This window comes from Staphylococcus sp. GDY8P72P, assembly GCF_016890655.1.
Lineage (GTDB): Bacteria > Bacillota > Bacilli > Staphylococcales > Staphylococcaceae > Staphylococcus > Staphylococcus arlettae.
The window spans coordinates 1-12,288 of sequence record NZ_JAFEQJ010000011.1; the positions used below are offsets into that span (position 1 = coordinate 1).

Sequence of the window (12,288 nt, forward strand, 5' to 3'; positions counted from 1 at the left end):
ACAATTATACGGACTTTATCTAAAATTGACCTGCATGTTCAATTTATATTTTATTTTATTATTATTCAAACATTTGCTGGTAATCAAACTAAATTAAAAACAAATAATTTATGCTAATTTTTATCTTTTCAACGTTTTTAATACTATGTTGTTTAGACAACTTCTTCTAGAGCATGTCGTTTGTCTTTACAGCCAAAGGTGCTATAATACCAATTAAACAACAGATGTCATTTAGTTAATGGTTGTTGTTTAATTTTATTAGATTGGAGGTAATGACGTGACATTAGCAGAAGAACACGAGACATTTCAGCGTACTTTTCAGCCACAGAAGTTAACGTTAGGACTAATTGTGCCATTTGACAATGCAACTCATGATGCGTATGCTTTTGCAACACAAGCACGATTAGCTAGTCTAGCTGATGATGTCGGCTTTAGTAGTTTGTTTGTCAGAGACAACCCATTATATAGCCCACATCTGGGAGACGTAACGACAAATTATGATCCATTTGTCTTTTTAACGTATTTAAGTACACATACAACTAATATTGCTTTAGGTACTTCAAGTATTGTAGCAACGTTACGTCATCCTATCCATCTAGCTAAAGCAACAACATCATTAGATTTAATATCGAATGAACGGCTGTTACTAGGTATGGCTACAGGTGATAGAAAATTTGAATTTCCTGCCTTTGACATTGATAGCGACCAGTTAAGTACAACTTTTCAACAAACAATCGAATCATTACAGTCAATGTGGCAGAGTCATTCACCACACATCGATAACGATTTATTTTCCCTATATGAAGAAAGTGGATTGCAAGTGCTACCCAAACACCGACATATTCCAATGTTTGCTACTGGATATGCACAACAAACGATGACGTGGATTAAAAAGCATATGGATGGTTGGATGTTCTATCCACAAGCATTCCAACAACAAAAAGCATTACTCGCTGAATGGCATGATTCAACACACTTCAAACCATTTATGCATCCTTTAGCCATTGACTTAGATAGTAATCCTAATGCACTTTTAAAACCTATTAAAGGCGGCTATCATTTAGGACGTAATACGTTATTACAAATGTTAAAACAATATGAAAAAATAGGAACAAACCATATTATGCTTCATTTCGTTAATTATAATCGAACTTATGAAGATATGATTTTGGAAATAGGTGAACATGTTATTCCCTATTTCTTACCACATTCAATACAGGAGGAACACAAACATGGAATTATTAGATAGAATCAATGCTTTAGCAAATAAAGAAAAAGTAACTACACTAACAACTGCAGAAAAAAGCGAGCAACATCATTTAAGACAAGAATATTTGAAAATGATTAGAGGACAAGTTGTTAATACGTTTTCAACATTAAAAGTAGTAGATCCATTAGGTGAAGATGTAACACCTGACAAAGTGTATCAATTACGAAAAGAAATGGATACTTTAGATTTGTAACTACAAATAAAAAGACTGGTGCACATTGATTGCCCAGTCTTTTTTCGTGCTTTATTAACAATTACATTGCGTATTAACGTTCTTAAAAACCAATTTACGCTTTAGCTTGAATAATTTTATACATACTACGTTCAACACTGCTAGCGTACATACCTCCAAATTTCAACAAATGTACCATTAATAAATAGAGCTTATAAAATTCTAACCGTAGTTCCGCACCGTCAGCTAACGGTAACACTTGTTGATATGTTTCATAAAAACTCTGATTAAAAGCACCAAATACCATAGTAATTCCAATATCAAACTCTCTATCACCATATAAAGGTGCCGGATCAAATAATGCTGGTGAGCCATCTGTTAAAAACATGTGATTGCCGCCCCACAAATCACCATGTAACAAGGAAGGTTCACTGTGATGTTCAGCTAAACTTTGATTAATAATTGCTCTGACTTGTTCATATTGTTGAATATCTGCTGTTTGCCACATCCCTCTCTCCACTAATGCGTCTTTCAGAGGATCTAAACGCTGTTTCACAAAAATATCTTGCCATTGTGTAGACCAAGCATTATCGAAAGTAATATCTCCACCTTGATACGGTAAATCAAAACCAAATTGACCCTCTGGTTGCTTATTTTGGTGCATTTTGGCAACTAAGCGCGCTAAATCACTTTGTTGACCTTCGATTCCTTCATCTAGATAACTTAATAATAAATAAGCATCATCTGTTATTTGACCATAATCAATTACTATAGGTGCTTGAATACCTGCAGCTTCAAACTGTTTCAGTCCAGCTATTTCTGCCGCATAAAAATCTGAGTTTCGATTACGTTGTACTAGTAAAAAATATTGTTCATCACTAGTATCTACTTTGTACGCCTCATTGACATCACCACCACTGATTGGTGTAATAGAAATTATATTTGCTATATTCAACTGTTCTATCCATTGTTTATCCATCGTATCCCTACTTTCCTTCGTGAAAATTATACGCTCTGTGGTCCAATATAAGTACCAAATTAGCAAGTCATATTAATGTATTTCACGTTTAACCTTTATTTAAATCATTACTCTATTGTAAAATAATAATAACTTTATAAATTAGTCGTAACATCAACTTTCATTTTTCAAAACTAAACTTTTTCTATTGGAGCGTAAATCATGTACAAATTACTCAAACCACTTATCTTTAACATCGATCCAGAACAAGCTCATGGTATGACCATTAATGCTTTAAAATTTATCCAAAAACATAATAAATTGCTTTCAGCAGTTAAAGGCTGTTTTGATTATCAACAAGACACGCTACAACAACAAATTGCTGGCGTAACTTTTAATAATCCTATTGGTTTAGCTGCTGGCTTTGACAAGTCGTGCGAAGTACCTAAAGTCCTTGAAATGGCTGGTTTTGGTGCCTTGGAATTAGGTGGCATAACGCCTAAACCTCAACCTGGCAATCCTAAGCCACGGATGTATCGTTTAATTGATGACCAAGCCATTATCAATCGTATGGGTTTTAACAATATTGGTATGAATAAAGCATTAAGTAATTTACGTAAATATGCTTATCATGTGCCCATCGGTATTAATATAGGCGTTAATAAAACAACTCCTTATGAAGAACGCTATCAAGATTATTTAAAGGTCATGGAAACTTTTAAATATGATGCGACATTTTTCACTGTGAATATTAGTTCACCAAACACAGCAAACTTACAAAACTTTCATGATAAAGATGAATTTGCGATGCTTTGTAATACATTAACAAACTTTCAGGCATCTCAAAATATTACACAACCTATTTTCATTAAACTTACGTCTGATATTTCCACAACTGAATTAAGTCAAATTTTACCAACAATAGTTGATACATTTGATGGTATTATCTTGGCTAATACTACACAACGCCGTGAATCACTTACTTCTAACAACCAAAATGAAACTGGTGGTTTAAGTGGCAAGCCCTTATTCGAACGTAATTTAGAATTGATTAAATGGACATACCAACACACTAACGGAGACTTCCCTATTATTGGTACTGGCGGTATTTTTACTGCTGATGATGTCATTCGTATGATGCGTAATGGTGCATCACTTGTACAAATTTATAGTTCCCTTATTTTTGAAGGTCCTACACTTACTAAAAAAATGAATAAAGCTTTAGCTAGCTATTTACAACAAAATAATTATCATAATATTCAAGAGCTTGTTGGTTTAGATGCATAGTAAGTCCAGAGGCTAGGACAATATTGATTCGTCCTAGCCTCTTTTATATTGGCAGTAGCTGACTGCATTGAAATTGCGCTTCAAATCAAGCTTGTTTCAATGCTAGTCATCNNNNTCAAAATCAGATTTCTGTCCACTCCCTTTCTATTATTTTGTTATATAATTCATGAAACTATTATGCACACACAAAAAATGGTAAAATAAATTTATATTGATACTTTTATTCTCACAAACTATTTTTGCCGTGCCATATATCGTTAGTTAGCAGCCCTCTCCTTCATAGCTACGTAAATTTGATAAGCAGGAGTGATTTTAATGGAAATTTTAAGAAAAACTACTGAAGATAATAAACCAACTTTTCATGTTCGCACGAATTTAGGCTTAATTATTAAAATAAAAGCAGCACCTGAAATGGATGAAACGGAAATTAACCAATTACTGGAATACGTCGCTAATGATATGGACAATAAATTAAAAAGTAATATTGAATAACTTAAGCATGCAATCTAAGTAAATACTACTAATTACCACACGCCTTTTTCTATACTATTTCCCTATGTTTTTAATAGTTATATAAACTTTATACACTGCAAAATACCAAATTTAAGTCATTATAATTTTTTTAATAGGGTATTAACAAGTAAAAGGAGGCAATGACTATGTATAATAATATTTTATTAGCATATGACTTTGACAACTCATTTACAAATGTGCCAAAAGAAATTGAAAGCTTAGCTGCAGGAAGAGACAATGTTACTGTAACGCTTTATAATGTAATATCCGAAGCGGAATTACAAAGTTCAGTGCGTTACAATAATAAACACTTAGAAGATATAGCTGAGGAAAAAGAACATCAACTACATCCATTTATTGAAGAGTTAGAAGCTACCGGTGTCTCTGTTAACGTAAAATTCAGTTCCGGTCCTATTAAACAAACTCTACTAAAAGAAATTAAAGATTCTGTCTATGACATTATTGTAATGAGTAATAAACGAGATAGAGCGAATTTAGGTAATGTACTTGGCAATGTCACACATAAAATTGCTAACAGCGCAGAGATACCTGTATTAATAATTAAATAACATAAAAAAACTCAATTTTTACAGATCTCCTTCTTATTAATATTGGAAGTTAGCATCTGTAATCATTGAGTTTTTCACTATCAACTAATCTTGGGCTTGAAGATACTGTTCAATCACTTGTAACACACCAGAATCGTCATTCGATGGTGCACGGTATTGTGCAACTCTTGCTAACTCAGGGCTACACGATGCCATAGCATAACTGTGTGGTGTCAGTTGCAACATCTCTATGTCATTGTTAGCATCACCGAAAGCTAATAATTCATGGTTCGCTATTCCCCAGTCGTCGAGCAAAGTTTGTATTGCTTTACCTTTATTCACTGATGGTACTAGTAAATCCACACTATCATTACCGCTTGTTACTGCTCTGACAATATCTGAATACCGTTGTTGTAAATCCTCAGTAATCGTAGTTACTAAATTTGTATCTTGAATGCGCATAGCGACTTTAATAAATGTATCATCAACTACTTCACTAAAATTATCCACAAATGTAATATTTTTATAGTATAACTGTGCATAATCTATAAAGGTTTGATTTGTGCCTTTCAGCATATATGCTGTTTTAATTCCACCTAATATAATATTTTCAATATGGTAAGTTTGTTGTAAATACTTTATTACATTATGTATATCACTATCGACAAAAGCCTCTTTAGCCAAGAGTTCGTTGTTAAAATAAGTTAATGCACCATTTTCAGCGACATACACAATTTTTTGATCTTTACCTGGGAAAAATGAACGCAATTGCTCATATTGATTTCCACTTGCAACAATAAATTTTATTTGTTGCTTTTCCATTTGTTTATATAATTGTTCAAAATAAGCCAGATCATATGTATGATCCGACTTAAAAAAAGTGCCGTCTTTATCGACTGCTATTGCTTTAATCAAGTTTAATCCCTCTTTCCTGAATTATTCAATTGCTGTCATCTCTTTAGCTCATCGCAATAACATTAAAGCGGTGGCCGTCCGGATCACTAAATAGTCCTCCATAATAACCTTCTAATTTAGTTCCTCGTTGCAACACTGTGCCATTTGCTTGGTTTACTAGCGTTAATAGGTCATCAACTTCCGCTTCCGTTGCTACTGATAGTGAAATTAAAGCTCCATCTATCTTTGGAATATTATCAAGACTCGCAGCTTTTTTAAATTGTTGCTGCTCTATTAACATAATAATTTTTCCATCTGCTGTTTCTATGCCTAACATCTTTGCTTGCATTGCTTCATTGTGTTTAATAGTAAAACCTAGTGCTTGGTAAAATCCTTCACTCACTGATAAATCTGCCACAGCTAAATTCAACCAATTTGATGTAATATTCATAAAAACACCATCCTTTTATCACTTAAATACCCTAAAATAATCATACAAATCGATTTTTATTACTTTGAAAATAGGGACTAAATGCACACTAAATTAACTTTTTCATGATGATTGGTTGTACCTATAGTTGAACTAAATTACTGACTATCATTCGTAATACGGGCTAAATGCTGAATTTGGCTTAAATTAACTTTTTGAATAAGTTGATTATAACTATTCATCGCAGCTACAGTTTGCTCAGCACCTTCAGCTGTCAAATATATATACATGGCACGTTGGTCTTCTACACATTCTTGTCTATAAACAAAAGCAGGAGTCATTTTTTCTAGTCTGACAATCAACCGAGACATGGCACTTTGACTTAAATCTACTACTTTAATTAAATCATTAATTTTATATTTCTTACCTTTACTGTTATAGATTTCATACAACACATAAAATTCTCTTAGACTTATATCAAATTGTTCTTTTAATACATTTTCGATCATAGTGTCGATATAACGTACGTACTTTGTAATTTCCATCCAGTTATCTATCTTTGTGCTAGCTTGCATAGTTATACCTCCTCTCTCTTAGATTACACGTGTATTTTAGTTTACATTTCTAACATCACTTGTGAATTCATATAATAATTAACTATAACATTATAATAACTTTTATTTATATTTCCAACTGCTATTGTTTTTCATTATAAGGTGCACAAGAAAATTTCACAATTTTCAGTATTGCACAACTTTAAATTTTTAAGTTATAATAACTTATATTCAATAAATGAGGTGGTTTTCTGAGTTTTTATGAATTTATACGAAATTTTACTGGTGATAATACGCCACTAGGAGAACTAGCAGATTTGGTATCTACAGATGCTGATTTTCCAATAAACGTGCAATCAAAAAGTGAAATTTTAGTATATTTTAGCACTTCGCCTTATTATAACAATAAGCATTTAGAAATTGTAAAAAGAGCCTTCTCTATTTACTTTCAAACTGCTAAATCTTAATAGGCAAATCACCATTTAAAGTCTAGAACGTTAAATTCGTTCTAGACTTTAGTTGACTGATATCAATTATTATTAAAATTTACCTATAATAAAACTACTGGCTGTAATAAATGCCAGTAGTTTTTAATATCTTTACTATTTCTTTCTTCGCCACTCTACATCATAAACAGCAAGCAATTGCTGTGTGTATGGATGTCTTTCTGCACTAAACAAATATTTTTTGTGAAAATCATCTACAATTTCGCCATCACGCATGACCACTATGCGTTCTACAGTAGCGGTAATAAACGCCATATCATGAGAAATTCTAACCATTCCATGCTGAGTTTCTTCATAATAATTTAATAGTACATTGCTCATTTGTTGTTCTAGTAATACATCTAAATTTGAAGTAATTTCATCACAAATTAATATTTCAGGTTGCAACATTAATGTGCGTAAAATATTAAAGCGTTGTAATTGTCCCCCACTTAATTGATAAGGTTTTGCTTGTAATAACTCTGGGTCTAAATTCAATTGGGTCATTAAATGTTGTAACGTCAAATCAATATTACTATTAATAGATCTATAATATTTTTTAGGTTCTGCAAGTGATTGTGCCAGTGTTAAGTGGGTATTGAAACTTTCAATAGCGTGTTGAAAAATCGGCAACATCGTCAAATTATGTGCATTATACTGTCCCTTGGTTGGCAGTATTAGCCTTAGTAATATATGCGCCAGAGTCGTTTTGCCTGAACCACTTGCGAAACAATATGACTGTCGAGTTGGTATTACTTTATTAGCTACTCATGGATTAAGCATACGTGTGTTATCAAATAAAACAAATATCATTGAACATTTGTTTTCACAGGTACAGTCTTATGTAGTAGAACGAATGTTCCATCGATCTACACCATTCTTAAGAAAATATTAAGGTGCTACTCATAAAAAGGTTCAAAGCAATTGCTTTGAACCTTTTTATTGTTTAAATTGTCTGTAATAACATAATCACACTCAAGGTCAAAATTACTAATGTTGCTAGATAAATACTTAATTTTTCAGCCTTTGTTGCTGATTTTTCTTCTTTAGAAAACAAACTAAATAACGAGCCATCTCTACCGATTAGCAATGCAATAGAATAACTAAGTAAGACAAGAGATATAATAAATAAAATAATTGCACTTATTACCATCGTTAGATTACCTCCTTGTTGTAATTACTAACTAATCTATCATGGATTCAATATTCAAACGACTAATACCCCTTATAACATCTACACAGCTTGATTTTATCTTTATCATCATGAGATGATAGTACTTAATATAATAAGTTTTTATTTGCTTAAAATGAAATTAATGGAGGAAAACCACATGACAGTCAATTATATTTACCGAAACACTGTTCAACCATCATGGATTGACCATAACAATCACATGCACGATGCACAATATTATGCTGTATTTAGCGATAGCGTGGTAGCATTCTTTGAAGCGATGGATTTTTCAGTTAGTCGTCGTAAGGATCAAAATATAACTATTTTTAGCTTAGAAGCTCATATAACATTTCTTAAAGAATTAGTCTTAGATGAGTCTTTTTATGTCCAACCACATATTTATGATTATGATGCTAAACGCGTTCATCTATTTTTATCTATGTACAACGCACTAGACGAACCGATTGCTACATACGAAATTATCATGATGGCTGTCAATTATCAAACACGTAAAAGCACGATCTTCCCCGAAGATATTTTAACGACTATTCAACAACAATATGAAACGCAAGCTGCTTTCACTCCACCAAAACAATTAGGTCATGTTATTCAAATACCACGAAAATAAACAAAAGAGTGAGACAGCAATCTAATGTTATTAACAAGATTGTGTCACCTCTCCAAAAGATAACTAACATTGAAAAAAGCAGGATTGACGTACAATTTCAATATAGTCATCTACCTACAATATAAAATTAGGCTGGGTTGAATCAATCATCCCCAGCCTTTTTACTTACTATACCTTTAAACTATAATACAAACTGTCTTTTACAAAAGTCGCAAATTCATCAAATGCTTTATCTCGTGATTTATTGGCGTCAATAATCATCGGCAAATTCAAGTTGAACGTCTGTGCAACTATAGTTCGTATAGCATATTCTTTGTTCACGTCTCTCATATAACCTTGATCAATCAACTTTTGCAATAATGGGGTTAATTGAGCGAGCAAATTTTCAGTAAACAAATTTATGACTATTGTTTGTAACTGTACACTAGTCAGTGCTTCATTGAGTAATACTTTAATTAACACTCTATTGTCATAAATAAATTGTGAACGATTATCGACGAACTTATCGATAAATGTTTTCAAATCATTAGTCAATGTAAGTTCTGTTTTGAACTCGGTAAGCGCTACAGGAATAACATTATTTTTTAAAATAGGTATTAATCCAGCATATAGTAGTGTTTGCTTATTTTTGAAATGTTTAAAAACTGTCCCTTCTGCAACTTGTGCATGCTGCGCAATATCTTTAGTAGTTGTTTTATCATAGCCCTGCTCGCTAAATAATATAACTGCACTTTGCAACACTCTTTTTTGACGTTCACTCAGATGTTCAAGCCGAGGCATAATTGACTCTACTATTGCTTTTAAACTGTTCATGACTATTCACCCTAAACTTTTCTATAACGTTTCATGCCTATGATATTTAATACGAGTAATATAAGGAAAAATGCTAATAATACAACCAAATTTAAGTATACGTCTTCTAGTACAAATCCTTTAATCATGACATCTTGCATCGTTTGTCCTGCATAGTAAAGTGGCATAATATGAGCAATATAACCTAATATTTTACTCATAGATTCTATAGGAATCAGACCCGCAAACAGTACTTGTGGCACAATAACGAGTGGAATAAATTGAATCATTTGGAATTCTGATGCTGCAAATGTTGATAATAAAATACCAAAGGTTAATGCTACAAGTGCTGTAAGTATAGTTGTTAAAAGAACGACCAAAATTGATCCTTCTACTATAATATTCAGTACATATACTGCAAAAAGTACGACAATTACCGTTTGAATTATACTAAAGATACCGTAACCAATAATATAACCAAATATAATTTGACTACGCTTGATGGGTGAAGCTAGCAGTCGTTCTAATGTGCCTGATGTACGTTCTTTTAATAAACCAATGCCCGAAATTAAAAAAGTAAAGAAAAACACAAAGAATGCAATTAATATCGGATTAATCATATCAAAGTATGTTGAACTTGCTGAACCATATAAGTAATCTGTCTTCATTTCATACGGTTGTACGTTATTTTGAGAGCTTTGACTAGCATCAGTAGCTCCTGCTTGTTGCTGTACATTTGCTAATGCATCTTGCAACTCCTTCGCATTATTTTTCATTTGTGTCATGTTTTGATTAATCAACCACTTTTGATTTAGTGAAGCCAATACTCCCGACTGTGTAGGATTATCATTCGCATATGTAACATGTAGTTGATTGTCTTCAACAGTAGCAAAACCAGTTAAATCGCCCGATTTTATTTTATTAGCAATATCCTTATTATTATCATAATAGCGAATATCTATTCCTTCTTTTTCTACTGCATTAATAAATGTTTTTGGTGCCTCAGCTACACCTAACTTAACACCATTCGAATTATCCGATACGGAAAAAATATAATATAACAATGATAAAATAAGTAACGGTGCAATGATCAATAATGCAAGTGTCCGTTTATCTCTTAGTGTTTGCTTTACAATACGCTTTGCAATGTGTAATGCATTCATCATTATTCCTCCATATTTAAAAATACGCCTTCAATCGTATCTGTATGATATTGTTGTTTGATTTCTTCCGGAGTGCCGGTTGTGATGATACGGCCATGATTCATTAGTACTAACCTGTCGCATTTTGTCGCCTCATCTAATACATGTGTGGTAACTATGATGCTTTTCCCTTGTTCTTTGGCTAGATTTAAATCATGCCATACTGCTTGTCTAAGTTTTGGATCTATGCCTACAGTTGGTTCATCTAAAATTAACACCGCTGGGTCTTGTAAAAAACTAATAGCTAAGGATAAGCGTCTCTTCATCCCGCCTGAATAATGTTTCACCTTTTTATTTAAGGCGTCCTCAAGGTTGACCATTTCACTACAAATTTTCACACGTTCACGAATATGTTTTCGTTTTTTAATATAAATACCTGCAAAAAATTTTAAATTTTCTTTACCTGTCAAATCTTCATATAGTGCATCACTTTGTGCCATATAACCGATATCTTTCAATACCTTCCTATTGGGAATCGACTTTTCATTTATAGTAACCCATCCTGTATCAGTATGCTCCATGCCAAGTATACATTGAATCAACGTCGTTTTTCCTGTACCTGAAGGACCAATTAATCCTACAATTTCACCAGGTTCAAAATTAACATTAATATCTGCTAACACTTGTTGTTTCTTAAAAGCCTTACTCACATTGTTTACTTCAATCAATTAAACTACCCCCCTAAAAGTGAGTGAATACTCATTTCTCAGTTACACATTACATTTTTTTAGTAATTAAGTCAAAGGTAATCTTATTTTGACTTAATACTGACCTGTTGTTATCATTAAGTAGAACGGTCATTCTACCCAAAGGTGTGAAATATGATGTCACAAAAGAAGCAAGATATTTTAACAGCTGCAGAACGTTTATTTTATGATTATGGCTTTAGAGGCGTTGGTTTAAAACAAATCATTCAAGAAGCCAATGTTGCTACAATGACATTATATAATCATTTTGATTCGAAGGATAAATTGGTAGAAGCTGTATTACAACAACGTGAATCTCGCTATTGGCAATATCTTGATAGTCATGTAGCACGTAATCCACAGTACCCATTTTTATCCGCTGTAGAAGCGCATTGTCAGTGGTTAAATGATTATTCCTCTCAAGGCGATATGTTTATTCGAGCGATTGAAGATTATGCAGATCAAGATAACAAAATTGAAAATATTGCTCGTGGCCATAAACAACGTCTACTCAATTATTTGGAAAATTTAGCAACTGAAGCTGGTATTACGAATGGTGAAGACTTAGCAATTCAATTCACGCTTTTATTAGAGGGGACGACTTCTATGACTGCGCTTATTAATGCTAAAAGAGCGACTGCCCAGGCTTTGAGTATGGCACGGATGTTACTCAATGAAGCATACAAATAATCATT

General features: G+C 32.7%; 18 protein-coding genes. 9 read left to right on the forward strand and 9 right to left on the reverse strand.

Annotated features, from left to right (window positions below):
* The first annotated feature begins 277 nt into the window (after positions 1–277).
* Positions 278–1,249, forward strand: a complete 972-nt coding sequence (locus JVU85_RS05655) for an LLM class oxidoreductase (protein ID WP_002508820.1) — start codon at positions 278–280, stop codon at positions 1,247–1,249.
* A complete protein-coding gene (locus tag JVU85_RS05660) occupies positions 1,233–1,463 on the forward strand; it encodes a DUF896 domain-containing protein (RefSeq protein ID WP_002508821.1) in 231 nt (76 codons plus the stop codon). Before JVU85_RS05655 ends, JVU85_RS05660 begins: the two co-directional genes overlap by 17 nt.
* 94 nt (positions 1,464–1,557) lie before the next feature.
* Here JVU85_RS05660 and JVU85_RS05665 read toward each other — a convergent pair whose 3' ends face one another.
* The gene (locus tag JVU85_RS05665; RefSeq protein ID WP_021459612.1) at positions 1,558–2,421 is read right to left on the reverse strand and encodes a fructosamine kinase family protein; all 864 of its coding nucleotides are present in this window, start codon (positions 2,419–2,421) and stop codon (positions 1,558–1,560) included.
* A gap of 201 nt (positions 2,422–2,622) precedes the next feature.
* On the opposite strand from JVU85_RS05665, the gene JVU85_RS05670 reads away from it, so the two are divergent.
* From JVU85_RS05670 to JVU85_RS05680, 3 genes are all read left to right on the forward strand, one after another.
* The gene (locus JVU85_RS05670; protein WP_204171517.1) at positions 2,623–3,687 is read left to right on the forward strand and encodes a quinone-dependent dihydroorotate dehydrogenase; all 1,065 of its coding nucleotides are present in this window, start codon (positions 2,623–2,625) and stop codon (positions 3,685–3,687) included.
* A 315-nt stretch (positions 3,688–4,002) separates the two neighbouring features.
* On the forward strand, positions 4,003–4,179 hold the full coding sequence (locus JVU85_RS05675; protein WP_021459614.1) for a hypothetical protein: 177 nt from the start codon (positions 4,003–4,005) through the stop codon (positions 4,177–4,179).
* A gap of 167 nt (positions 4,180–4,346) precedes the next feature.
* Entirely contained in the window at positions 4,347–4,769 is a 423-nt protein-coding gene (locus tag JVU85_RS05680) for a universal stress protein (RefSeq protein ID WP_204171518.1), read from the forward strand.
* An 84-nt stretch (positions 4,770–4,853) separates the two neighbouring features.
* On the opposite strand, the gene JVU85_RS05685 is transcribed toward JVU85_RS05680, so the two are convergent.
* The 3 genes from JVU85_RS05685 to JVU85_RS05695 form a co-directional block, all read right to left on the reverse strand.
* On the reverse strand, positions 4,854–5,663 hold the full coding sequence (locus JVU85_RS05685) for a Cof-type HAD-IIB family hydrolase (protein WP_021459616.1): 810 nt from the start codon (positions 5,661–5,663) through the stop codon (positions 4,854–4,856).
* Positions 5,664–5,706: 43 nt separating this feature from the next.
* On the reverse strand, positions 5,707–6,093 hold the full coding sequence (locus tag JVU85_RS05690; RefSeq protein WP_103388194.1) for a VOC family protein: 387 nt from the start codon (positions 6,091–6,093) through the stop codon (positions 5,707–5,709).
* A 137-nt stretch (positions 6,094–6,230) separates the two neighbouring features.
* A complete protein-coding gene (locus tag JVU85_RS05695) occupies positions 6,231–6,647 on the reverse strand; it encodes a transcriptional regulator, SarA/Rot family (protein ID WP_002508828.1) in 417 nt (138 codons plus the stop codon).
* A gap of 230 nt (positions 6,648–6,877) precedes the next feature.
* Between JVU85_RS05695 and JVU85_RS05700 the strand changes: the two genes are divergently transcribed.
* Complete coding sequence (locus JVU85_RS05700) at positions 6,878–7,093, forward strand: YozE family protein (protein WP_082435637.1); 216 nt, start codon at positions 6,878–6,880, stop codon at positions 7,091–7,093.
* Positions 7,094–7,228: 135 nt separating this feature from the next.
* On the opposite strand, the gene JVU85_RS05705 is transcribed toward JVU85_RS05700, so the two are convergent.
* Complete coding sequence (locus JVU85_RS05705; protein WP_204171538.1) at positions 7,229–7,864, reverse strand: ATP-binding cassette domain-containing protein; 636 nt, start codon at positions 7,862–7,864, stop codon at positions 7,229–7,231.
* Here JVU85_RS05705 and JVU85_RS05710 point away from each other — a divergent pair.
* Positions 7,821–8,006 (forward strand): hypothetical protein, encoded by a 186-nt coding sequence (locus JVU85_RS05710; RefSeq protein WP_133173731.1) that lies wholly within the window; start codon positions 7,821–7,823, stop codon positions 8,004–8,006. The genes JVU85_RS05705 and JVU85_RS05710 overlap by 44 nt on opposite strands.
* A 51-nt stretch (positions 8,007–8,057) precedes the next feature.
* Here JVU85_RS05710 and JVU85_RS05715 read toward each other — a convergent pair whose 3' ends face one another.
* Positions 8,058–8,264, reverse strand: a complete 207-nt coding sequence (locus JVU85_RS05715; RefSeq protein WP_193325389.1) for a hypothetical protein — start codon at positions 8,262–8,264, stop codon at positions 8,058–8,060.
* 178 nt (positions 8,265–8,442) lie between these two features.
* On the opposite strand from JVU85_RS05715, the gene JVU85_RS05720 reads away from it, so the two are divergent.
* A complete protein-coding gene (locus tag JVU85_RS05720; RefSeq protein WP_002508831.1) occupies positions 8,443–8,913 on the forward strand; it encodes a thioesterase family protein in 471 nt (156 codons plus the stop codon).
* Positions 8,914–9,081: 168 nt separating this feature from the next.
* Here the strand turns inward: JVU85_RS05720 and JVU85_RS05725 are convergent, their stop codons facing one another.
* From JVU85_RS05725 to JVU85_RS05735, 3 genes are read right to left on the reverse strand one after another with little or no spacing between them, the layout of a single operon-like run.
* Complete coding sequence (locus tag JVU85_RS05725; protein WP_021459633.1) at positions 9,082–9,726, reverse strand: TetR/AcrR family transcriptional regulator; 645 nt, start codon at positions 9,724–9,726, stop codon at positions 9,082–9,084.
* An 11-nt stretch (positions 9,727–9,737) separates the two neighbouring features.
* The gene (locus tag JVU85_RS05730) at positions 9,738–10,868 is read right to left on the reverse strand and encodes an ABC transporter permease (protein ID WP_204171519.1); all 1,131 of its coding nucleotides are present in this window, start codon (positions 10,866–10,868) and stop codon (positions 9,738–9,740) included.
* 2 nt (positions 10,869–10,870) lie between these two features.
* Complete coding sequence (locus tag JVU85_RS05735) at positions 10,871–11,575, reverse strand: ABC transporter ATP-binding protein (protein WP_142019335.1); 705 nt, start codon at positions 11,573–11,575, stop codon at positions 10,871–10,873.
* Between the two features lie 156 nt (positions 11,576–11,731).
* Between JVU85_RS05735 and JVU85_RS05740 the strand changes: the two genes are divergently transcribed.
* Complete coding sequence (locus tag JVU85_RS05740; RefSeq protein WP_002508836.1) at positions 11,732–12,283, forward strand: TetR/AcrR family transcriptional regulator; 552 nt, start codon at positions 11,732–11,734, stop codon at positions 12,281–12,283.
* Positions 12,284–12,288 lie beyond the last annotated feature (5 nt).